Source organism: Pseudomonas sp. 21LCFQ02, from assembly GCF_024129895.2.
Lineage (GTDB): Bacteria > Pseudomonadota > Gammaproteobacteria > Pseudomonadales > Pseudomonadaceae > Aquipseudomonas.
On record NZ_CM178749.1, the window covers coordinates 6052844 to 6076931 of the forward strand.

A 24088-nucleotide genomic window follows, 5' to 3' on the forward strand; every position below is an offset into this window, starting at 1 on the left:
ATCATAGCGAATTTCGGTAAAACTGTACCAGCGCTGAGGCGAGGTCGCTGCGCGCTGCCTGCTGTTGGCACCAATGTTCTGCATGCTCACGCATTTGCGGCCAATATCGATTCAGTTGCTGCCAGCCCTCCTGCACCTCCTCCCCGGCGCTCCAGGCGCGCCACAGCTCGGCAGTCGCCTGCGCAGCTTCTGCGGGCAACGTCGCGAGGTAGAGCGCCAGAAACGCCTCCAGCTTGGGCCGGTGGGCATCGTCCTGCTGCTGATAAATGTGCCAGAGCATCGGCCGCGCAGCCCATTGCGCCCGGACGAACGAGTCTTCGCCGCGCACCACATTGAAATCGCAGCACCACAACAAGCGGTCGTATTGTTCCTGAGCTACGAACGGCAGCACTTGAATGGTCAAAGCCCCGCGCCGACGAATGGCACCGGCTTGCAGGCCGCCCTCCCCCAGCCAGCCCTGCAAGTCGCCGACAATGCGCCCTTGCGGCACCAGCAAGTGGGTGACAACGCCTTCGCCGAGCAACTGGTCCAGCCAACTGCCTAATGCCGGATTTTCATAAGCGAACAGCGAAATCAACCGCGCACCGGACTCAGGCTGTACCCCAAGCCCGCGCAGGAAATCCTGCTGGGCAGCGGGGTCGGCCTGAAACGCCTGGCGTTGGGCAATCAGCGACTGCTCACGGAGCAAGCCGCCAGTCTGCTCGGTAAAGCCTGGAAAGAAGAAGAACTTCTTCAAACCATTGGCTTGCGGCGATGGCAGACCATGACAGCCACTGACCCAGTCCTCGGCACTCAGATAATCGAGGTTCAGCCATACCGGTCGCGGGCTGCGTTGCAACATGGCCTGGGTGTAGGCCTCGGGCACGCGACAGGCAAAGGCTTCGAGCACAACATCGGGAATTGAGGCAGGCTGCCAATCCTCAGGCCAGTGGCAGACCTCAACGCCGGCCTGGCACTGCCGGGCCGCCAGTGGATCGGCGTGCGGGCACAGGCGCACGAAGGCCGACAGATCGTTGATCCACAAGCGTACGGCAAAGCCATGCTCGGCCACCAATTGGCGGGCCAGACGCCAGGTGACGCCTACATCGCCGTAGTTATCCACGACATCGCAAAAGATGTCCCATGAAACTTGCATTACGCTTCCCGAAGCCGACCTCAAAGCGGCGATTGTCGCCCGTAACAAGCGCTTTGCACCAGCGCCGGGCGTGGCACAATGAATCATCTGCGCCCTCCACCGCCTACGCCGTCAAAGGAAGTGATCGCCATGTCCAGCCAAAGCCGTCGTCACGAACTCTACGTGTCACTCAAGTTGATTGTGTGCATTGCCCTGGGCATCTGGCTCGGCGCCGTTGCCGTGATCCTGACCGGCCCGCTGCTGCTCAAGGCCTTGCCTGAAACCCAGACCCGCGCCCTGGCCGAAGCGGTCACTCGGGTCGCCCCAGCGCCAGCGCCAGAACCGGCCCTTCAACAACCTGATGCGATGTTCAAGAAGTTCGAGCAAAGCCTGCGCGAAAGTGAAGCACGCCAGGCGCGTGAATACGCTGAGGCGCAGCAGAACAAACACTTCAATCGCGCCAAGTGCGACTTCTGGATGCAACAGGATCGCACCGCGCCCAGCGAAAAAAGCCGGGCCAGCATCAATGAATTCTGCGGATAACCCATGGACAAAAATCACCTGCTGCACCTGATCGTCGAACGCTTGCAGCATGACCTCGACATTGCCGTGCGTGCCGCACAAACAGCCTATGAGGCCGCGACCCACGAAGAGAACATTGCCGAAAACAAGTACGACACGCTGGGCCTGGAGGCCTCCTATCTGGCCGCCGGCCAGGCACGCCGGGTCGAAGAGATTCGTCAGGCGCTGAGCGTTTATCAGCAGACAGCGTGCAAACCCTTCGACGAACAACGCGGGATTCAGGTCGGCGATCTGGTGATGCTCGAAACCGAGCACGGTGACTCGCGCCAGCTATTTCTGGGACCCGATGCCGCAGGCCTGAAGATTCAGGCCGATGACCAGTTGATCACGGTGATCACCTCACGCGCACCGCTGGGCCACAGCCTGCTGGGCAAGGCTGAAGGCGATAGCGTGGAAATCGTCGTCAGCGGTCAGCGTCAGGTCTTCGAGGTCACGCAAGCACTGTGATGTCCTACCCATTAGTGGGCTTGCGGGTGCGGAGAGTTTGTGGGTAAGGTTCGTTGTCGCTGTAGGAAAGTGACGGGGCAGTTTGAAGGACTAATTACCCAAGGAGATTTTTCATGACGAACGTCATCGCATTTCCTGACGCCCATGAACGTAATCGCCTGAAGTCCAATGAGCATCCGGCGCTGAAGTACCTGAGCAAGAAGGAACTGCAACTGATCGAGCAGTTGCGCCTGACCAGCCATGCCGGCCGGCAGTACATCTACGACTATGCCCATCTCATGAGCCTGACCCGGCCACTGCATCCTGCGCCGCAGGATTGACCAGCGCCGCCGTCCCATCCAGCAAGGCGACGAGCACGCCCGCCGCCTGTCGCTGCAGGTCGTTTAGTGGGTCAACGACCAGACCAGCGCAGAAATCGCTACCACGCCGGACATCACCACAAACACGTTGGACAGCTTGCCCGAGTATTTGCGCATGGCCGGCACCTTACGGATCGCGTACATCGGCATCAGAAACAGCAACACCGAGATCACCGGCCCGCCCAGGGTTTCGATCATGCCCAGGATACTTGGGTTGATGGTCGCAACGATCCAGCACACCACCAGCATGCACAGCGCTGTCAGACGATCCAGAGCCTTGCTGCCCGGACGCGCGCCGGACTTCAGCACCAGCCCCTTGAAGCCCTCACTGGCGCCGATGTAATGCCCCAGGAACGACTTGGAGATCGCCACCAGCGCGATCAGCGGCGCGGCAAACGCGATGGTCGGGTTCTGGAAGTGGTTAGCCAGGTAGGACAACACTGAAAGGTTCTGGGCTTTGGCTTCAGCCAGTTGAGCCGGCGACAGGGTCAACACGCAACTGAACACAAAGAACAGCACCATCAATACCATTAGCAAATGGGCGCGGGACAGAATTTTGGAACTGCGTGCATCGGCCTGCTCACCGTACAGGCGCTTCTGATCCACCGCGAACGCCGAGATGATTGGCGTGTGGTTGAAGGAGAACACCATTACCGGGATCGCCAGCCACAGGGCTGGCAGGAAGGTCGCAGGCTCAGGCAGCGTGGAGGCCGTGCTGAGGATACCGCCATTCCAGTGCGGAATCAGGAACACCGCCAGAAACAGCAGCGAGACGATGAACGGATAGACCATCATGCTCATCACTTTAACGATGACCCGCTCGCCGCAACGCACCACCGCCAGCAGGCCGAGGATCAGCGCGAACGCCAGCAATGCACGTGGCGGCGGCGCGATGTGCAACTGGTTGACCAGAAAGCTGCTGACGGTGTTGGTCAGGCCAACGCTGTAGATCAGCAGGATCGGGAAGATCGCAAAAAAATACAGCAGGGTAATCATTGCCCCGGCGCCTTTACCAAAGTGTTCTTCGACCACCTCGGTGATATCGCCGCCGCTGCGACCCGAAAGTACGAAACGGGTCAGGCCGCGGTGGGCAAAGAAGGTCATCGGGAAAGCCAGGATCGCCAGCGCCATCAAAGGCCAGAAGCCGCCGATACCGGCACTGATGGGCAGGAACAAGGTACCTGCGCCGATGGCGGTGCCGAACAGGCCCAGCATCCAGGTGGTATCGTTGCGATTCCAAGCAGCATTCTCTGCGGGGACTGTATCCAGGCGTTCTACGACGCTATTGGCCTGATCGTTCATCCGGTCGTGTCTCCGTTTCCGGTAATTGCACAAGCAAGGACGCCACGGATGGAATTGGCAGCGCGGCGCCCGCCCTGAAAAGCAGGGGCGCGATTTTCCGTGATCAGAACCGGAAAGCAAGGAATATCAGATCAACCGTGCGAAAAACACCGTAACAAATGGCAAAACGAGCACATTCATCTGGTTGACAGCACAAAGCGTGCATTGCGAGGTACACCCAGGCAGGCAGCAAACGTCTGTGGGGCTGAAAAACAAAGGCCGATCAGGATCGGCCTCGTTCATGCTGCGCTGACGTTACTCGATGGCCAGCTTGTCACGATTCCTGTCGAGCAGGGTCTTGCCGATGCCACTGACCTCGATGAGCTCGTCGACCGAGGTGAAGTTACCATTGCTTTCACGGTACGCCACGATGGCATTGGCCTTGTTCAGGCCAACGCCGGACAGCGCTTTCTGCAGGGTCAAGGCATCTGCGGTATTAATGTTGATTTTGTCAGCGACCTGGGCCTGGCCGGCGACAGGCGGCATGGCTTCAGCCCCCATGGGGTTGGCTACAGCCGTCAGGGAGGCAGTTGCCAGCAGGACGGACAAAACAGAAGAAAGCAACACATTACGCATGACAGGCACTCCTTGGGTTTATAGGTTCAAGCAGCATTCCAATGCTGCCCCTGAAAGCTAATCCAGTAAGCGAACCTGTAAAAGTGCCTGAGCGTGTCAGGGAGTTACCTCACAAACAGTCACGAAACAGCCAGTTCTTACCCCGTTTCGCCCTGCTTTTTCAGGTTTCCCGGCGCCGCTCCTGATGAATCCAGTCAACGATATCTTCATCCGGTGCATAGCCGCTGACGGTCTCGCGCAGCAGCTGCCGAACCGTGTGGTAATCGTCCTTGTCGACCGCTGTCAGCAAGCGGGTCAGTAACACTTTGAGCATATCCCAGGACAAGTAGTCCTCATTGGCACTCATGATCATCGGGTGCTCGGTGGCCACCACGTTGTCGCCGATCAACAACTCTTCATAGAGCTTCTCTCCCGGCCGTAAACCGGTGAACTCGATGGAAATATCGCCGTGCGGGTTTTTCTCCGAGCGAATGCTCAGGCCCGAGAGATGGATCATCTTTTCCGCCAGCTCGATGATTCTTACCGGCTCCCCCATGTCCAGCACAAACACGTCGCCGCCCTGCCCCATGGAACCGGCCTGGATCACCAGTTGGGCGGCCTCGGGGATGGTCATGAAATAACGCGTGATCTTCGGGTGGGTAACCGTTAAGGGCCCGCCAGTCTGGATCTGCTTGTGAAACAACGGAATCACCGAGCCTGAAGAGCCCAGCACATTACCAAAGCGCACCATGATGAAGCGGGTCTTGTTGACCTGATACACATTGGACTGATCACCAAACATCACCGGTGCCGCTTCGCGGCTGAGCGCTTGCAGGATCATCTCCGACAGGCGCTTGGTGCTGCCCATGACATTGGTGGGGCGCACCGCCTTGTCGGTGGAGATCAGGACAAAGTTGGAAACTCCGGCCTGCAACGCCGCCTGTGCGGTATTGAGGGTGCCAACCACGTTATTGACCACGCCCTCGGCAATATTGTGCTCGACCATCGGCACGTGCTTGTAGGCCGCCGCATGGTAGACGGTGTCGACCTTCCAGGTTTTCATCACATCGAGCAGTCGGGGATGGTTGCGCACCGAGCCCAGGATGGGCAACAACTTGACCGAAAGCGCTTCACGGGCCAGACGTTGCTCCAGCTCACTGACAATGGTGTAAAGGTTGAATTCGCTGTGATCCAGCAACAGCAGCGTGGCCGGCTTGAGCAGCAGGATCTGGCGGCACAGCTCCGAACCGATCGAGCCGCCGGCACCGGTGACCAGTACGGTCTGGGCCTTGATACAGTGTTCCAGCAGGTTATCCTGGGCCGGCACTGAATCACGCCCCAGCAAGTCCGCGATATCAACTTCCTGCAAGTCATCGACCTTGACCCGCCCTGCTGCCAGGTCCATGAAACCAGGCACACTGCGCACATGCAGCGGGAAGCCCTCCAGGTAGCCGAGAATCTCACGGCGCCGGCCACGGGTGCATGAAGGCACCGCCAGCAGGATCTCCTGGGCGCCGGTCACCTCGATCATGCGCTGGATATGCTTGGGCTTGTAGACCTGCAACCCGGAAATGACCCGGTTGGAAATCGACTCATCGTCGTCGATGAACGCCACGGGGCGCATCAACCGCCCCATGCGCAGTGCAGCTACCAATTGATTACCGGCGGCTCCGGCACCGTAGATAGCCACCTTGCGCAGGCCATCGTCGCGGCTGGCGAAGGGCACATGCTGCACGGCAGCAAACCAGTCACCGAGAAAATACTGGCGCATGGCAAGGCGCAGACCACCGATCATGACCATGCTCAACCACCAGTAGTTGAACATGATCGAACGCGGCACGATCTGCTGATGATTGCTGTAGACGTACACCACGCAACCGAGAATCAACGCCGAAAGAGTCACCGCCTTGATGATTGCGATCAGCGCATCGTTGCCGAAATAGCGCATCACCGCCCGGTACATGCCGAAGCGGATGAACAGCGGGATCGAAACCAGCGGGGCACTGACAAACAGCCAGGTGTACTTGTCCAGCGGGTTGATCAGATCATCGACCCCAAGACGGACCACGAACGCCATCCACAAGGCGAACCAGACCAGCAGGACGTCAGTGCCGACCTGAATGATCCGTTTCTGGCGACGCGGCAGCGCCAGCAGAAAGGTTCGTATCTTGTCCATGGTGTCCTCAATCAATCCTTGCCACCTCGTTTGAAACCTCACTACAACCATCCAGGCCCCGAGCTCGTCGAAGCAATTGTTACAATCTATATGAAAAACCGCTGGTCCGCGCTGTCAAATCAGCCCCGCTCAACCTGCCCGGCCTTGAATTTCAAGGCCAGCCACACCAATGGCAACCAGCAAAGGACCAGACCTGTCACGCCATCGACCCAGCCTTTGGCCACCAACAGTGCCCAAGGCAATAACCAGACCAGATTGATCACCAGCACCGCCAGGGTTACCGGCAGATGCCGAGCGTAATGACGCGAAGCAAACTGATAGGCATGGCTACGATGCGCTTCATACACTTTCTCGCCGCGCAGCAAACGCCGGATCAGGGTCAAGGTAGCGTCCACCACAAACACGCCGAGCAGGATCAGCCATGCCCAGAACAGTGAAGGCGACACCCAGCCAGCCTGCAAGGACAGTACGCCGAGCACAATGCCCAGAAAACCACTGCCGGCATCGCCCATGAAAATTCGTGCCGGCGGAAAATTCCAGTACAGGAAACCTGCCACTGCAGCCGCCAGCAATGCGGGGACCAGCACCTGATCGCCAGGCCCGGTCAGCGCATAGATCAGACACGCACTGCCACACACAGTTACCGCTTCAATGCTGGCGATACCGTCAATGCCATCCATGAAGTTGTACAGGTTGAGCATCCAGACCAGATAAAACACCGCCAGAACGTTGCCCAGCCAACCCAGCTCCAGTGACCAGCCCAGCAGATGCAGCGGCGCCATACCGCCCAGCCACGCCAGTGCCCAGATCGCTGCGGCAAAATGCCCAAGCAGACGCCAGCGGGCGGCAATGTGCCCGTGGTCGTCCATAAAACCGATAACCGCCACCAGGCCACCGGCCCCGGCCAGAGCCATCAGCAGATCGGCAGGCATGCGTCCTGTCGCGCCTAACCACGAAACCGCCAGCAAGAATGCGATGACAATTGATACTCCGCCGCCACGGGGCGTCGGTATCGAATGCGAACTACGAGCATTGGGAATGTCCATCAGGCTACGAGCCAAGGCATACCTGCGCAGGACTGCAGTCAACAGCAAGGACAACAGCGCAAATCCGAGAACCCACAACCACTCAACCATGCTTTTTATTTTCCAGATAATGATTCGCGGTTTCGCGCAGCGCCTGATCGACACTTACCGGCGGCCGCCAATCCAACAGCGTACAGGTCTGCTCGATGTCGACCTGCAAAGAGCCGCACAGGCGCTGCGAAAACGCCCGCTTGCCCAATAGCGCGGCCAGTGTGCTCAACAACCACATTGGCACTGGCAATAACCTGGCGGGCTTGCCCAATGCCTTGCCAACACGCTTGAGTAATTCAGTGGTCGACAGATCCTGCGCATCACTGACCAGCAAGGTCTGGTTGGCCGCGCCTGGATGTGCCAGGCAAGTCACCAGCAGGTCCACCAGATTCTCCAGCGCCACCAGACTACGCCGGTTGTTTATCGCCCCCAACGGCAGAGGAACACCTTTGTCCAGCCAGCGCATCATGTTCAGAAAGTTGGCCTTGACCCCAGGCCCATAAACCAGCACAGGACGGACGATGACCACCTCCATGCCAGTACGCGCAGCCAGCTCACGCAGTTGCTGCTCGGCGGCCTGCTTTGACACGCCATAGGGATCTTCAGGGCGACCGGGGTCACTGGCCTTGAAAGGCGAGCCAGCCAGCGAGTACTCGCCGTTGACCTTGATCGAGCTGATAAATACGAATCTTCTGACACCTGCGGCAACCGCCTGTTCCGCAAGGTTAAGCGTCGCTGCCACGTTAGCCTGGAAATATTCCGCCTGCGGGTCGACGGCAGACTCGTCGAGTACATGAACTCTGGCGGCGCAGTGCACAACCACATCGATACCTGCGACAAACTCATGCCAGCGGTTATCGGCAGACAGGTCATCGACCATGACCACTTCAACCGCCGGGTCCAGCCCGTGCCCAACCTGACGCACAGCCGCCCGCACGCAGGGCACCTCAAGGGCAACCAGACGCCGTACCAGAGCCCGGCCAACAAATCCTGTCGCGCCCGTTACCGCAACCGCTACAGGCTGGCGCATTCCCTGACTCTCAATATCTGACCTCTGAACACGGAAAAAACACGGATGGGTAATTCCAATAAGCAGCAAGTTTAACATCATGGCAGCCTGGCTGACCGACTGGACGCAGGATCAGCTATCACCGGGAATCAACAACTGCAGCGGCCTGTCGCCGGTCGCATAAAGCTGTTCAAGCGCCTTGCCCAGCGCACGTTTGGCAGGTATTTCGCCGTGCACCAGACGTATTTCTGAGGGCCAACGCTGCATGTCACGCACAAACGCCAATAACCCCGATTGATCGGCGTGCGCGGAGTAACCCGCCACCGTGCTGACCCCTGCCCGGATAGCAAAGCGTTGCCCGTCAAGCGACACCTCACCCTGCCCCGCCGCCTGCTGTATCAGTGAACCCGGCGTGCCCCTGGCCTGATAACCGACAAACAGCACATGGTGACGGGGCTCTTGCAGCATCGCCTTGAGGTAATTGACGATCCGGCCACCCACACACATGCCATGCCCGGCAATCACAATGGCGGGTCGCAACGTACTGCTCAGGTAGTTGACCACTTGCTGGTGCTGCGCGTGGCTGTCGATGGTAATCAACTGCGTGAATGCCAACGGTGCCCGACCCTCTGCCAGTCGTTGCTGCGCATCGTCATCCCAGTGCGCCTTGCATGCCTGATAGACCTGGGTAAAGCGGCTGGCCAGTGGCGAGTCAAGAATCACTGGCAGTTGCTGCCAGTCGATGTGCGCCAGCGCCTGCGGACAATCACCTGCCGGTAACTGCCCAGGCAGCGCCTTGCGCTGCAGAATATCCTCAAGCTCGTACAACAGCTCTTGCGTGCGGCCAATGCTGAATGCCGGCAACAGCACGGTGCCGCCATCAACCAGCGCCTGATCGATGAGCTTTTCGAGGCGCTGCTGACGATTGCCGCGATCCTTATGCAAACGGTCGCCATAGGTGCTCTCAAGCACCAGGATGTCAGCGTACTCAGGTGCACGCAGGTCGCGCAGGATCGGCGTCTGGCAAGCGCCAAGATCGCCGGAAAACACCACCCGTGTTGCGCGCCCGTCCTCCCCATGGCGAACATCACATTCAACATACGCCGAACCGAGGATATGCCCCGCCCTTTGCAGACGCAATCGGCAACATGACAGGGCTGTGCCGGGCAACTCGAACCACTGATCAAAGGCCAAGACCACCAGCTGCCGTTCGAGCTGGCGCAGCAGAGCCTTGTCCGCTACAGCGCAGTGCCTCAACACATCCTCGATAACCAGCGGCAACAGCCTGGCGGACGGCTCGGTGCACAGCACAGGCCCACGGTAGCCGGCAGCCAGAAGCGCTGGCAGGCGGCCGACATGGTCGTTGTGAACATGGGTGATCACCAGCGCTTTGATTACGCCCAGATCCATATCAGGCGCTGTCATGCTCAATTCGCCACTGTCCGCACCACAGTCAATCAGCAGGCTTTCATGAGGCGCCATAAACAGCTGGTGACACGACCCCGTAACCCGCTCGATCGCGCCATGGTGAACAATATGCGGGTAATCCATGCAACTTCCTCCAGCAACCTGTTCAGTTCGGGAGGCATTGTGCCTTGGGGAGAGGCACTTTCAAGCCGGGACGGGGATGCCCAGAAAGCCGGATTTTTGCAGCAAGATAGCCGAAGAAGGTCGGATTTAATCCGAAAAAGCTGAAACTCAAGAATTAACCTGAGCACTTAATCGAACATTCGCTCACAAGGTGATGAATATTCCTACAAGCGTAGAGAACATAGGCTACACAATAGCGAGAAAAATATCAGCCAAGCCTGTAGGCAAGCATGGCAGCAGCAGGCACAGCGCCCATAGCCCTGAGCTAAAGGACGTCTGCCGCTATCCCCATCAGGCGGTACGACTGGAGGCCGAACGCTTGGTCCGCAAGCTACCAAACCAGGCCAGCACAGGACCGATCAACATGCCCAGTAACAACGCCAGGATAACAGGCACAGCCAGCGCCAGCTCAGGTGCCGACCAACCGAAGAACACCAAGCCTACAGGCTGACGGTTCTCCAGGACGAACACTGTGGTCACCAGCACCAACAGCAAGACGATGGTTACCGCCAGCACTCGTTTGAAAATACGCATTCACTGATCCTTTTCTACGCTGTAGCCCATCGCCTCTTCTTCCTCATTCACCCGATCACGCAGCTCTTTACCGGGCTTGAAGTGAGGAACGAACTTGCCGTCCAGGCTTACCGACTGGCCGGTCTTCGGATTGCGCCCAACACGGGGAGCACGATAATGCAATGAGAAGCTGCCAAACCCGCGGATCTCGATTCGATCGCCGGTAGCCAGACATTGAGACATTTGTTCAAGCATGGTCTTGATAGCCAACTCGACATCCTTGGATGAGAGAAGACCCTGATGGGTGACAATTCGTTCGATCAACTCCGACTTCGTCATATTTTTCCCTTCTTTTTCAAGCAGCTAGATCAGTGCTTCGAAGGTTTTAGCATGACCGGATGATTTTGAACAGCCTGCATCTTGACTTATGTGCGGCCTGGTTGATACGGCATATTCAGGTGACGAGAGGATGACGCGCGGCAGCTTGCAGCCCGCCTCGCTTTGCGCCAGACCGGATGGATTTGCATCGCGCAACAAGGGCGTCCGGGATGAGTGACGAAATATTTCTTGCGCGCACAAAAAAGGGCGACCGAAGTCGCCCTTTTTCAATGGATCACAGAACTCAGTTCTGCTTTTCCATTTGAGCACGCAGCAGGTCACCGATAGTGGTAGGACCAGTGCTTTCAGTAGCTTCTGGCTTGTTGCGCAGGCTCTGAATGGCTTCTTTCTCGTCTTCGACGTCTTTCGACTTGATCGACAGGTTGATTACGCGGCTCTTGCGGTCAACGCTGATGATCTTGGCTTCGATCTCTTCGCCTTCTTTCAGAACGTTACGCGCGTCTTCAACGCGGTCACGGCTGATTTCGGAAGCTTTCAGAGTCGCTTCGATGTCGTCGGCCAGAACGATGATGGCGCCTTTGGCGTCAACTTCTTTCACGGTACCGCGAACGATCGCGCCCTTGTCATTGACAGTGACGTACTCGGAGAACGGATCGCTTTCCAGTTGCTTGATACCCAGGGAGATGCGCTCACGCTCCGGGTCAACCGACAGGATAACGGTGTCCAGCTCGTCGCCCTTCTTGAAACGACGAACGGCTTCTTCACCGGCTTCGTTCCAGGAGATGTCGGACAGGTGAACCAGACCGTCGATGCCGCCGTCCAGACCAATGAAGATACCGAAATCGGTGATCGACTTGATGGTGCCGGAGATACGGTCGCCCTTGTTGAACTGGCCAGAGAAGTCTTCCCATGGGTTGGACTTGCACTGTTTGATGCCCAGGGAGATACGACGACGCTCTTCGTCGATGTCCAGAACCATGACTTCCACTTCGTCGCCAACCTGAACGACTTTCGACGGGTGGATGTTTTTGTTGGTCCAGTCCATTTCGGAAACGTGCACCAGACCTTCCACGCCTTCTTCCAGCTCTGCGAAGCAGCCGTAGTCGGTCAGGTTGGTAACGCGTGCAGTAACGCGGGTGCTCTCTGGGTAACGAGCCTTGATAGCAACCCATGGGTCTTCGCCCAGTTGCTTCAGACCCAGCGAAACGCGGTTGCGCTCGCGATCGTACTTCAGAACCTTGACATCGATCTCATCGCCAACATTGACGATTTCCGATGGGTGCTTGATACGCTTCCAGGCCATGTCGGTGATGTGCAGCAGGCCATCGACGCCGCCCAGATCCACGAATGCGCCGTAGTCGGTGAGGTTCTTGACGATACCCTTGACTTGCTGGCCTTCCTGCAGGGATTCCAGCAGCGCTTCGCGCTCTGCACTGTTCTCGGCTTCCAGGACACTGCGACGGGAAACGACAACGTTGTTGCGCTTCTGGTCCAGCTTGATGACCTTGAACTCGAGCTCTTTGCCTTCGAGGTGGGTAGTGTCGCGAACCGGACGAACGTCGACCAGCGAGCCCGGCAGGAACGCACGGATGCCGTTGACGTCGACGGTGAAACCGCCCTTGACCTTGCCGTTGATGACGCCCTTGACCACTTCTTCAGCGGCGAAAGCTGCTTCCAGAACAATCCAGCACTCGGCGCGCTTGGCTTTTTCGCGGGACAGCTTGGTTTCGCCAAAGCCGTCTTCGACCGCGTCCAGCGCAACGTGCACTTCGTCACCGACCTTGATGGTCAGCTCGCCAGCGTCGTTGTAGAACTGCTCGAGCGGGATGACGCCCTCGGACTTCAGGCCAGCGTGTACGGTTACCCAGTCGCCGTCGATGTCGACAACGATACCGGTAATGATTGCGCCTGGCTGAAGATTCAGGGTTTTCAGGCTTTCTTCAAAAAGTTCTGCAAAGCTTTCGCTCATTTTAATTCCTGTGTGATCAAGGGCGAAGAATACGCCCATCTGCCACGTTCCAGACCACGTGGGTTTCGTTCATGTAAAAGGAAGCCTGCAGGATGTAGTCTGGTCTCCCGCATGGCTCCTTGATCATCCCGTGATATCGCGCAGGGCGACTTCACTGAGGATGCGTTGCAACACCTGGTCGATGGATAACTCGGTGGAGTCCAGCTGAATGGCGTCGTGCGCCGGCTTGAGCGGGGCTACCGCTCGCTGGGTGTCACGCTCGTCGCGAACACGTATCTCATCTAGCAGACTCGACAGACTAACATCATCACCCTTGGCCTTCAACTGCAGGTAACGACGACGCGCGCGTTCTTCGGCACTGGCGGTCAGGAAAATCTTCAATGGCGCATCGGGAAACACCACGGTCCCCATGTCCCGACCGTCAGCGACCAGACCCGGTTGCTCCTGAAAAGCCCGCTGACGCTGCAACAAAGCGTCCCGCACTGCCGGCAGCGAAGCCACTTGAGACGCGCCACTGCCGACCTGCTCGTTGCGGATCGCATGGGTCACGTCTTCACCTTCAAGAATGATGCGCTGCTGCTGACCGTTGTCACCGACCTCGAATTGCACATCGAGGTGCGCTGCCAGCAATTTGAGCGCCTCTTCATTGGTCAGGTCGACCCCGTGGTTACTGGCCGCGAAGGCCAGCAGACGGTACAGCGCACCAGAATCGAGCAGACACCAGCCCAACTGGGTCGCCAGCAAACCGGCAATAGTGCCTTTGCCCGAACCACTGGGTCCGTCAATGGTGATGACAGGTGCTTTGATTTTCACGATTGTTCCTCTTGCGCGACGGACATGCCAACCTGGGCGCACAGTGCCAGGAAATTGGGAAAGGATGTCACGACATTGGCACAGTCGCGGATCCGTATGGGCGCCGAGGCCCGCAAAGCGGCAACGCTGAACGCCATCGCAACGCGATGATCGCCACGGGCATCCAGCTCACCGCCCGTAAAAGTACCACCGTCGATAATGATGCCATCGGCGGTTGGCTCGACCTTGATACCCAATACCTGCAAACCGTCTGCCATGATCTGGATCCGGTCACTGTCACGGGCGCGCAACTCCTGGGCACCACGCAACACCGTGCGACCACGCGCGCAGGCTGCCGCGATGAACACCACCGCAAATTCGTCGACGGCCAGCGGTATCAACGCCTCGGGAATCTCGATACCGGTCAGCGGCGCCGAGCGCACCCGCAGATCGGCGACCGGCTCACCGCCAGCCTGACGCGGGTTCTCCAGCTCGATATCGGCCCCCATCAGACGCAGGATATCGATCACACCCGTGCGGGCCGGGTTGATGCCGACGTGCTCAAGCAGCAACTCGGAACCCTCGGCAATCGAGGCAGCGACCAAAAAGAACGCTGCGCAAGACATATCCGCTGGCACCTCGATGCGCGTGCCGTTCAGCCGATGCCCCGGCTCGATACTCAAGCGCCCCGCGCTGCGCTGGATCGGGTAACCAAACCCTTCCAGCAGCCGCTCGGTATGATCGCGAGTCGGTGTCGGCTCAATAATCGTAGTACGCCCTTGGGCATACAGCCCTGCCAATAACAAGCAGGACTTGACCTGCGCACTGGCAGTCGGCGCCTCAAAGACCTGCCCGACCAGTTGTCGGCCACCGCGAATGGTCAGCGGCGGACGACCCTCAGCGCCACTCTCGACGACCGCCCCCATGGCCCGCAATGGCTCGGCGACGCGGTTCATGGAACGCCGCGATAACGTGGCATTGCCGGTCAGGGTGCTGTCGAAGCTCTGCGCCGCCAGCAAACCGGCCAGCAGGCGCATCGAGGTCCCGGAGTTACCCAGGTAGATCGCCCCCGGCGCCGACTTCAGACCGTGCAGGCCAACGCCGTGGATCGCCACCCGGCCCTGGTGCGGGCCTTCGATAACCACGCCCATGTCACGGAACGCCTGCAGGGTCGCCAGGGCATCTTCACCCTCAAGCAACCCCTCGACCTCGGTAACGCCTTCAGCCAGCGAGCCGAGAATGATCGCCCGGGTGGAAATCGACTTGTCGCCCGGCACTCGCACCCGGCCAGCCAGCCGCCCGCCGGGGCTTGCCACAAACGCCAGATCAGCAGCCACCTCAGGTTCAACATAGGCACGCCGGGCAAGAATCTTGCCGAAATGCTCACGCGCCATGCGCGCCCGGGTGAACACACCGAGCAACTGGTGACCATCGCCTGCCTCGACCGCCTCGCGCAGCGCATCCAGATCGCTGCGATAGGTGTCCAGGGTCCGCAGCACCGCTTCGCGGTTGGCCAGGAAGATGTCATGCCACATCACCGGATCACTGCCGGCGATACGGGTAAAGTCGCGAAAACCTCCCGCCGCGTAGCGGAAGATTTCCAGGTTTTCGTTACGCTTGGCCAGCGAGTCAACCAGGTTGAATGCCAGCAGATGCGGCAAGTGACTGGTCGCGGCCAGCACTTCATCATGACGCTCGACGCGCATGTGCTCGACATCCGCGCCCAGTGCAGCCCACAACTGATGCACCACGCTGACCGCGTCCGGATCGGTCTGCGGCAGCGGCGTGAGGATTACCTTGTGGCGACGGAACAGGTCGGCATTCGAGGCTTCGACGCCGCTCTGCTCAGAACCGGCAATCGGATGCCCAGGCACGAATCGCGCCGGCATTGCACCGAATGCTTCTTGCGCGGCACGCACCACATTGCCCTTGGCGCTGCCGACATCGGTGAGGATGGCGTTGCCAAGGTCCAGCGGCGCCAAACGCGCCAGGACCTTCTCCATGCCCAGTATCGGCACCGCCAACTGGATCACGTCGGCGCCCTCACAGGCCTTGGCCAGATCCTCTTCGCAACGGTCCACCACGCCCAACTCGACCGCCAGGCGGCGCGACTGGGCATTGAGGTCAACCCCCACCACCTCGTGGCACAAACCGCTCTGGCGAATACCCTTGGCAAAGGAGCCACCGATCAGACCGAGCCCGACCACCACCAGGCGGCCGATCAGCGGCCCGTTGGATTGCACACTCATGATTTCAGAGCACCGCTTTGGGGTAGGAACCCAGCACTTTGAGCGCTACGGCTTCCTGGCGGATCTGCTCCAGCACGGCCTTGACCAGCGGGTCCTGATGATGCCCGACGAAATCGATGAAGAACACATAGGTCCACTTGCCGCTGCGCGAAGGACGGGTCTCGATGCGGGTCAGATCCAGGCCGTTTTCATGGAACGGCACCAGCAGCTCATGCAGGGCGCCCGGCTTGTTGCTCATCGACACGATGATCGAGGTTTTATCATCACCGGTCGGCGGCACTTCCTGATTGCCGATGATCAGAAAACGCGTGGAGTTGTCTGGACGATCTTCGATCTTTTCTGCCAAACGGGTCAGGCCATACAGGCTAGCCGCCATATCGCCAGCAATCGCTGCCGAATTCCACTCGCTTTTCACCCGCTTGGCGGCATCGGCATTGCTTGCCACCGCCACGCGCTCGACATTCGGGTAGTGCGCATCCAGCCATTTGCGGCACTGGGCCAGGGACTGGGCATGGGAGTAGATGCGGGTGATGCTCTGGGTCTTGGTGCTTTCGCCCACCAGCAGGTGATGGTGGATGCGCAGCTCGACCTCGCCACAGATCACCATGTCATGCTCAAGAAAACTATCGAGCGTGTGGTTGACCGCACCCTCGGTGGAGTTTTCGACCGGCACCACACCAAAGTTCACCGCACCGGCAACCACTTCGCGGAACACTTCGTCGATCGCGGCCATCGGCCGGCTGACCACTGCATGGCCGAAGTGCTTCATGGCCGCTGCCTGGGTGAAGGTGCCCTCAGGACCGAGATAGGCAACATTGAGCGGCTGCTCCAGCGCCAGACAAGAAGACATGACCTCACGGAACAGACGCGCCATTTCTTCGTTGCTCAACGGGCCACGGTTACGCTCCATGACCCGCTTGAGCACCTGAGCTTCACGCTCGGGCCGATAGAACACCGGCGCCTCGCCTTCGGCCAGGGTCGCCATCTTCACCCGCGCCACGTCCTGGGCGCAGCGTGCCCGCTCGCTGATCAGTTCCTGGATCTTCTCGTCGAGTGCATCGATGCGCACGCGAAGCGCCTTGAGCTCCTGATCGGACATCAACCGTGCTCCTTCTCGAAGTCTTTCATGTAGGCGACCAGCGCATTGACGGCATCCAGGCCCACGGCGTTGTAGATCGAGGCACGCATGCCACCTACCGAGCGATGCCCCTTGAGGTTGAGCAGACCATTGGCCTGGGCACCGGCCAGGAACGGTTTGTCCAGGCGGTCGTCAGCCAGGCGGAACGGCACGTTCATCCACGAGCGGTCAGCCTTGTTGATCGGGTTGTTGTACAGCGCGCTGGCATCGATGTAGTCGTACAGGGTGCGCTGCTTGAGGTCATTGACCTTGGCCATGGCCTCGACGCCACCCTGCTCCTTGAGCCATTCGAACACCAGCCCGGACAGATACCAGGCCAGGGTCGGCGGCGTGTTGTACATCGAGCCATTGTCAGCTGCGACCTTGTAGTCGAGCATGGTCGGGCACAGGGCACGGGCACGACCGAGCAGGTCTTCGCGAATGATCACAACAACAATGCCGCTCGGGCCGATGTTTTTCTGCGCGCCGGCGTAGATCATGCCGAACCGCGAGATATCCACCGGACGCGAGAGAATGTCCGACGACATGTCGGCAACCAGCGGCACGTCGCCGGTTTCTGGAATCCAGTTGAATTCCAGGCCGCCAATGGTTTCGTTCGGCGCGTAGTGGACGTACGCCGCGTTTTTCGACAGCGTCCACTCTTGCTGAGCAGGAATGGCGAAGTAATCGTAAGGCTTGGCGGTGGCAGCCAGGTTGATCTTGCCGTAGCGGGCCGCTTCTTCCATGGCCTTGTGCGACCAGATACCGGTGTCGACGTAGTCGGCTTCACCGTTTTCCGGCAGCAGGTTCAGGGCAATCTGGGCGAACTGCTGGCTGGCGCCACCTTGCAGGAACAGCACTTTGTAATTGGCGGGAATATGAAGCAGATCACGAAGATCCTGCTCGGCCTTTTCGGCGATGGACACGAACTCGTCGCTGCGATGGCTCATTTCCATGACCGACAGGCCCTTGCCTTGCCAGTCCAGCAGCTCGGCCTGGGCGCGCAGCAGAACAGCTTCAGGGAGCGCAGCAGGACCTGCGCAGAAGTTAAAGGCTCGCTTGCTCATATCCACTCTCGTCAAATGCTTCGGGTCTGTTCACGCTACAGGCAGCCTGCCAGCACAGCGCTGGATGACCGGCAGGCACCTCAATCCGGGACCGGTGCACAGGCATCACACCTTACTGCACCGCAAAGGCGCAGGGGCAGGCACGCGTTTTCACGAACGAACCTGCCCCCGAGCTATTTACTGCATTGCTTCAGTCTGCGGACTCTTCGTCACCCGCAGAGTCCGCTGGTTGCTCATCATCCGTCTCGCTGGCAGCCGCGTCTTCATCAAGCTCTTCATCTTCGATCTCGGAAGGCTCCTGAACCCGCTCCAGGCCAACCAGAGTTTCATCGCTGGCCAGCTTGATCAGGGTCACACCCTGGGTATTACGGCCCAGGCTGGACACTTCGTCGACCCGGGTACGAACCAGAGTGCCCTGGTCGGAGATCAGCATGATCTCTTCACCGTCGAGCACCTGGATCGCCCCGACCAGACGGCCGTTACGCTCGTTGCTGACCATGGCAATCACGCCCTGGCCGCCACGCTTGTACTCGGGGAACTCGCTGATAGCCGTACGCTTGCCATAACCACGCTCGGAAGCGGTGAGAATCTGGCTGCCCTCTTCCGGGATCAGCATGGAAATCAGCTTCTGCCCTTCAGCCAGACGCATACCGCGCACACCACGAGCGGTACGCCCCATGGCACGCACTTCGTTCTCGTTGAAGCGGGTGACCTTGCCACCGTCAGAGAACAGCATGACTTCGCGACTGCCATCGGTGATCGAGGCGCTGATCAGCACATCGCCTTCATCGAGCTCCAGGGCGATCAGGCCAACACTGCGTTGACGGGCGAACTGCTCCAGCGGCGTCTTCTTCACGGTCCCGTTGGCGGTGGCCATGAAAATGAAGTGGCCGACGGTGTACTCCTCGACCGGCAGCATGGTGGTGATGTACTCACCCTCATCCAGCGGCAGCAGGTTAACCAGCGGACGACCGCGGGCGGCACGCGACGCTTCAGGAATCTCGTAGGTCTTGAGCCAGTACACCTTGCCTTTGCTGGAGAACATCATCAGCGTGGTGTGGCTGTTGGCGACCAGCAGGTGCGCGATGTAGTCCTCATCCTTGATCCCGGTAGCAGACTTGCCCTTACCGCCACGGCGCTGGGCCTGGTAAGCGGTCAACGGCTGGGTCTTGGCGTAGCCACCGTGGGAAATGGTCACCACACGGTCTTCTTCGGTAATCAGGTCGCCCAGGGTCAGGTCGCCAGTCGACTCGATGATCTCGGTGCGGCGCGCATCGCCGTATTCGGCACGGATCAGTTCCAGCTCTTCGCGAATCACTTCCATCAGGCGCGTGGCGCTGTTGAGGATGCGGATCAGCTCGCCGATCTGGTTGAGGATCTCCTGATACTCGCCCAGCAGCTTCTCGTGCTCCAGACCGGTCAGACGGTGCAGACGCAGATCGAGGATCGCCTGGGCCTGTTCCGGCGACAGGAAATACTTGCCATCACGCAGGCCATATTGCGGATCGAGGTTTTCCGGACGGCAGGCATCGGCGCCGGCGCGCTCGACCATTTCCACCACCGCACTGGATTCCCAAGGCGTGCTGATCAGCCCTTCCTTGGCCTCGGCCGGCGACGGCGAAGCCTTGATCAGGGCAATGACCGGGTCGATGTTCGACAGCGCAACCGCCTGGCCTTCAAGGATGTGGCCACGCTCACGCGCCTTGCGCAGTTCGAACACGGTGCGGCGGGTAACCACTTCGCGACGGTGACGAACGAAAGCTTCCAGCAGGTCCTTGAGGTTGAGGATCCGTGGACGACCGTCGATCAGCGCGACAATGTTGATGCCGAAGACGCTTTGCAGTTGGGTCTGGGCGTAGAGGTTGTTGAGCACCACCTCAGGCACTTCGCCACGACGCAGCTCGATGACCACCCGCATGCCGTCCTTGTCGGACTCGTCACGCAGCTCGGTGATGCCTTCGAGGCGTTTTTCCTTGACCAGCTCGGCGATCTTTTCGATCAACCGGGCCTTGTTGAGCTGGTACGGCAGCTCGGTGATGACGATCTGCTGGCGGCCACCGACTTTATCGATGTCTTCGACGATCGAGCGGGCCCGCATGTAGATGCGCCCGCGACCAGTGCGATAAGCCTCAAGAATGCCGGCACGCCCGTTGATTACACCGGCGGTCGGGAAATCCGGGCCGGGGATGTACTGCATCAGTTCGTCGACCGACAGCTCGGGGTTGTCGATCAGCGCCAGGCAACCGTCGATGACTTCACCGAGGTTGTGCGGCGGAATGTTGGTCGCCATGCCCACGGCAATACCGCTGGAACCGTTGACCAGCAGGTTGGGAATCTTGGTCGGCATGACCGCCGGGATCAGCTCGGTGCCGTCGTAGTTGGGCACCCAGTCGACAGTCTCTTTGTGCAGATCGGCCATCAGCTCGTGGGCGAGCTTGGTCATCCGCACTTCGGTGTATCGCATCGCCGCCGCGTTGTCGCCATCGACCGAACCGAAGTTGCCCTGGCCATCGACCAGCAGGTAGCGCAGCGAGAAAGGCTGGGCCATCCGCACGATGGTGTCGTAGACCGCAGTGTCACCGTGGGGGTGGTACTTACCGATCACGTCACCGACCACACGGGCGGATTTCTTGTACGGTTTGTTCCAGTCGTTGCCCAGTTCACTCATGGCGTACAGCACACGCCGGTGCACGGGCTTCAGGCCATCGCGAGCATCCGGCAGTGCCCGCCCGACAATCACGCTCATGGCGTAATCCAGGTAGGACTGTTTCAGCTCGTCTTCGATATTGACCGGAAGAATTTCTTTGGCCAGTTCACCCATGAGAAGCCTGATTCCTTTTTCTGGTGAAACCCCAACGCCCCCTGCGGAACGATCAAGGCTCGCCGCCCCCGGTTGACACCAGGCGACGACTTACGACAAATCAACGGGTTACGCCATGGATCTGCGCAGTTGGAGGGACTGCGAATAGCGCCCCCGAAAACCGCCGGATGTTAGCACAATCGCCTTCACGCTCACATCCCTTGCTAGCAATGGATGTGAGCCACTTGAGCGCGGCAACGCCGAGAGACGCTCTCAGGCCGCCAGAGAAGCACCGACAATCCTGCCTGGCAGGCGACGAACGGCAATCAATGCAGGTGCTTGCGGCTCATCAACTGCGCCAGCCGGGCAGTATCGGGCCGTTCGACCACGCCCTTTTCAGTGACAATGGCGTCAATCAGGTCCGCCGGGGTGACATCGAACACCGGATTGAACGCGCCGACTCTGGCAGCCAGCGGCTGGCCGCCCACATCCAGCAACTCAAGGCCATCGCGCTCTTCGAGCACGATGCCGTCACCACTGGTGGTGTCCATGTCGATCGACGAACTCGGTGCCACGACCATGAACCGCACGCCGTGATGCATCGCTGCCACCGCCAGTTGATAGGTGCCGATCTTGGCCGCCACATCACCGTTGGCGGTGATCCGGTCAGCACCGACCACCACCCAGGTAATCCCCTTGGTGCGCATCAGATGCGCTGCCGCCGAGTCGGCAATCACACTGACCGGGATGCCTTCGCTGGCCAGCTCCCAAGCGGTCAGCCGCGAACCTTGTAACCAAGGCCGGGTTTCATCGACATAGACCTGCTCGATCATGCCTTCCAGGTGCGCGGCGCGGATCACCCCCAGCGCCGTACCGAACCCGCCGGTGGCCAGCGCGCCGGCGTTGCCGTGGGTCAGCACCGCCTGCAGGTTGCCCTGCTGCTTGCGGATCAGTTCGGCCCCCAGTTGTGCCATGGTCAGGTTGGCATCGCGATCAGAGAGATGAATAGCCGCCGCTTCGGCCGCCAGAATTCGCAACGGGTCGTCATCAGACTTCAAACGTTGCAGGCGCTCTCGCATGCGGCTCAGCGCCCAGGACAGGTTGACCGCCGTGGGCCGCGCAGCGTCCAGCAAAGCGAAGTCGGCGTCCAGCGCCGACTGCCAGTCGCCACCGGCCGCCATCCGCGCCCGCGCCGCGAGCAGCACCCCATAGGCAGCACTGACGCCGATCGCCTGCGCGCCGCGCACCACCATGGCGCTGATCGCGGCCGCCACCGCCTGGACATCATGACAGGCCAGCCAGGCCTCTTCGCGCGGCAATACCCGCTGATCAAGCAAGTACAGGGCGTCTTCCCGCCAATCGATGGCCTTTACTTTTTCCGCAGCCAACAACTGATCGCGCATCGCCCACTCCATCGTCAACAATCCAGAACCTGAATAAAAAAGCGACCGATTATAGCGAGCCGGCCAACCAGACGCTCGGGTATACTTCGCCATTACCAGGCTCAAAGCCCGTGCTGCAAGTGACCCACCACCTTGCCTGACCACCGACTCACGCTGTCGTTGTACACAATCTGAACCAACCCCGGAAGTCTGTCATGCCCACAGCCAGTACACCCGTTGACCTTCTGCTCCTGCCGGACTGGCTGGTGCCGGTCGAACCTGCCGGGGTGGTGCTGAGGGAACATGGCATCGGCATCCGCGACGGCTGCATCGTCTGGATCGGCCCAAGGACCGATGCCCTGCGCCTGTCACCAACAGAAACCCGCGAGCTGCCGGGCATGCTGCTGGCTCCCGGCCTGATCAACGCCCACGGCCACGCGGCGATGACCCTGTTTCGCGGCATGGCTGATGATCTGCCGCTGATGACATGGCTGCAGGAACACATCTGGCCGGCCGAAAGCCGCTGGGTCGATGAAGCATTCGTGCGCGACGGCACCGACCTGGCCATTGCAGAGCAGCTCAAGGGCGGCGTTACTTGTTTTTCGGACATGTACTTCTACCCCAAAGTGGCTGCCGAGCGGGTGCACGACAGCGGCATGCGCGCCCAGATCTGCGTGCCGGTGCTGGATTTTCCGGTGCCCGGCGCACGCAACATCGACGAAGCGCTGCATGTCGGCATCGAACTGTTCAATGACCTGCTCCACCATCCGCGCATCAACGTCGCCTTCGGCCCCCACGCGCCCTACACGGTCAATGACGAGAACCTGGAACGGGTGCGGGTCATCGCCGATGAACTCGACGCCATGATCCATATGCATGTGCACGAGACCGCCTTCGAAGTGCAACAATCGGTCGAGCAGCGCCAGGAGCGTCCACTGGCCCGCCTGCAGCGCCTTGGCCTGCTGGGGCCGCGCTTCCAGGCCGTGCACATGACCCAGATCAGCAACGAAGACCTGGCCTTGCTGGTAGAAAGCAACACCAGTGTCATTCACTGCCCGGAATCGAACCTTAAACTGGCCAGCGGCTTCTGCCCGGTAGAGCGACTGTGGCAAGCCGGGGTCAATGTCGCAGTGGGCACCGATGGCGCGGCGAGCAACAACGATCTGGACCTGCTGGGTGAAACCCGCACCGCCGCCTTGCTGGCCAAGGCCGTCGCCGGCTCGGCCAGCGCCCTGGACGCGCACCGCGCATTGCGCATGGCCACGCTCAACGGCGCCCGTGCCCTGGGTATCGAGCAGCAAACCGGCTCGCTGGAGCTTGGCAAGGCTGCCGACCTGGTGGCGTTCGACCTGTCAGGGCTGGCCGTACAACCGGTCTATGATCCGGTATCACAATTGATCTACGCCAGCGGCCGCGATTGCGTCCGCCACGTATGGGTCGCCGGCAAGCCATTACTGGAAGATCGCCGCCTGACCCGCATGGATGAACAAGCCCTGTGCGCAAGCGCCACGGCATGGGGTCGGCGCATTGCCGACCGCACTCAATGACTGTCCAGCGCCCCCTGACCATCCGTCTGTTGGCGGCTGCCGGACTCCACCGAATTCACATCTT

Annotated in this window: 20 protein-coding genes; 4 read left to right on the forward strand and 16 right to left on the reverse strand. The window is 59.9% G+C overall.

From position 1 onward, the window contains the following. Window position 1 precedes the first annotated feature (1 nt). Window positions 2–1135 carry an elongation factor P maturation arginine rhamnosyltransferase EarP gene (gene earP, locus NJC40_RS27415; RefSeq protein WP_253140705.1) on the reverse strand — a complete coding sequence of 378 codons (1134 nt, stop codon included), beginning with the start codon at window positions 1133–1135 and terminating at the stop codon, window positions 2–4. A 129-nt stretch (window positions 1136–1264) separates the two neighbouring features. Between earP and NJC40_RS27420 the strand changes: the two genes are divergently transcribed. From NJC40_RS27420 to NJC40_RS27430, 3 genes are all read left to right on the forward strand, one after another. Then, entirely contained in the window at window positions 1265–1657 is a 393-nt protein-coding gene (locus NJC40_RS27420) for a hypothetical protein (RefSeq protein ID WP_045481978.1), read from the forward strand. A 3-nt stretch (window positions 1658–1660) separates the two neighbouring features. Next, window positions 1661–2143 carry a GreA/GreB family elongation factor gene (locus tag NJC40_RS27425; protein ID WP_045481981.1) on the forward strand — a complete coding sequence of 161 codons (483 nt, stop codon included), beginning with the start codon at window positions 1661–1663 and terminating at the stop codon, window positions 2141–2143. Window positions 2144–2256: 113 nt separating this feature from the next. After that, a complete protein-coding gene (locus NJC40_RS27430) occupies window positions 2257–2463 on the forward strand; it encodes a hypothetical protein (protein WP_045481983.1) in 207 nt (68 codons plus the stop codon). Window positions 2464–2526: 63 nt separating this feature from the next. Here NJC40_RS27430 and NJC40_RS27435 read toward each other — a convergent pair whose 3' ends face one another. The 15 genes from NJC40_RS27435 to mtnA form a co-directional block, all read right to left on the reverse strand. Continuing rightward, window positions 2527–3804, reverse strand: coding sequence for an aromatic amino acid transport family protein (locus NJC40_RS27435; protein WP_045481985.1), 1278 nt, complete (start codon window positions 3802–3804; stop codon window positions 2527–2529). A 294-nt stretch (window positions 3805–4098) separates the two neighbouring features. Then, entirely contained in the window at window positions 4099–4419 is a 321-nt protein-coding gene (locus NJC40_RS27440; protein WP_253140704.1) for a ComEA family DNA-binding protein, read from the reverse strand. Between the two features lie 160 nt (window positions 4420–4579). Further along, window positions 4580–6574, reverse strand: a complete 1995-nt coding sequence (locus NJC40_RS27445) for a polysaccharide biosynthesis protein (RefSeq protein WP_253115083.1) — start codon at window positions 6572–6574, stop codon at window positions 4580–4582. Window positions 6575–6693: 119 nt separating this feature from the next. Beyond that, the gene (locus NJC40_RS27450) at window positions 6694–7710 is read right to left on the reverse strand and encodes an MraY family glycosyltransferase (protein WP_045481992.1); all 1017 of its coding nucleotides are present in this window, start codon (window positions 7708–7710) and stop codon (window positions 6694–6696) included. Then, a complete protein-coding gene (locus tag NJC40_RS27455; protein WP_045481994.1) occupies window positions 7703–8680 on the reverse strand; it encodes a UDP-glucose 4-epimerase family protein in 978 nt (325 codons plus the stop codon). Before NJC40_RS27455 ends, NJC40_RS27450 begins: the two co-directional genes overlap by 8 nt. Before the next feature lie 111 nt (window positions 8681–8791). Beyond that, a complete protein-coding gene (locus NJC40_RS27460) occupies window positions 8792–10210 on the reverse strand; it encodes an MBL fold metallo-hydrolase (RefSeq protein ID WP_253140703.1) in 1419 nt (472 codons plus the stop codon). A 330-nt stretch (window positions 10211–10540) separates the two neighbouring features. Next, on the reverse strand, window positions 10541–10783 hold the full coding sequence (locus NJC40_RS27465; protein WP_045481998.1) for a LapA family protein: 243 nt from the start codon (window positions 10781–10783) through the stop codon (window positions 10541–10543). Next, window positions 10784–11101 (reverse strand): integration host factor subunit beta, encoded by a 318-nt coding sequence (gene ihfB, locus NJC40_RS27470; RefSeq protein WP_045482001.1) that lies wholly within the window; start codon window positions 11099–11101, stop codon window positions 10784–10786. It abuts the gene before it with no gap. Window positions 11102–11384: 283 nt separating this feature from the next. Next, window positions 11385–13070 (reverse strand): 30S ribosomal protein S1, encoded by a 1686-nt coding sequence (gene rpsA, locus NJC40_RS27475; RefSeq protein WP_045482004.1) that lies wholly within the window; start codon window positions 13068–13070, stop codon window positions 11385–11387. A 123-nt stretch (window positions 13071–13193) separates the two neighbouring features. Beyond that, on the reverse strand, window positions 13194–13883 hold the full coding sequence (cmk, locus tag NJC40_RS27480) for a (d)CMP kinase (protein WP_045482007.1): 690 nt from the start codon (window positions 13881–13883) through the stop codon (window positions 13194–13196). After that, a complete protein-coding gene (locus NJC40_RS27485) occupies window positions 13880–16087 on the reverse strand; it encodes a bifunctional prephenate dehydrogenase/3-phosphoshikimate 1-carboxyvinyltransferase (protein ID WP_253140782.1) in 2208 nt (735 codons plus the stop codon). The genes cmk and NJC40_RS27485 overlap by 4 nt, the downstream gene beginning before the upstream one ends. Window positions 16088–16115: 28 nt before the next feature. Beyond that, window positions 16116–17210: a prephenate dehydratase gene (gene pheA / locus NJC40_RS27490; RefSeq protein ID WP_045482010.1), complete on the reverse strand. Its 1095-nt coding sequence runs from the start codon at window positions 17208–17210 to the stop codon at window positions 16116–16118. Further along, window positions 17210–18295 carry a 3-phosphoserine/phosphohydroxythreonine transaminase gene (gene serC, locus NJC40_RS27495; RefSeq protein ID WP_253140702.1) on the reverse strand — a complete coding sequence of 362 codons (1086 nt, stop codon included), beginning with the start codon at window positions 18293–18295 and terminating at the stop codon, window positions 17210–17212. Before serC ends, pheA begins: the two co-directional genes overlap by 1 nt. 190 nt (window positions 18296–18485) lie before the next feature. Continuing rightward, window positions 18486–21116: a DNA gyrase subunit A gene (gyrA, locus tag NJC40_RS27500; protein ID WP_253140701.1), complete on the reverse strand. Its 2631-nt coding sequence runs from the start codon at window positions 21114–21116 to the stop codon at window positions 18486–18488. 305 nt (window positions 21117–21421) lie between these two features. After that, on the reverse strand, window positions 21422–22498 hold the full coding sequence (mtnA, locus tag NJC40_RS27505; protein WP_253140700.1) for an S-methyl-5-thioribose-1-phosphate isomerase: 1077 nt from the start codon (window positions 22496–22498) through the stop codon (window positions 21422–21424). Window positions 22499–22692: 194 nt separating this feature from the next. Here mtnA and NJC40_RS27510 point away from each other — a divergent pair, with 194 nt between their 5' ends. Next, on the forward strand, window positions 22693–24024 hold the full coding sequence (locus NJC40_RS27510; RefSeq protein WP_045482022.1) for a TRZ/ATZ family hydrolase: 1332 nt from the start codon (window positions 22693–22695) through the stop codon (window positions 24022–24024). Window positions 24025–24088: the final 64 nt, after the last annotated feature.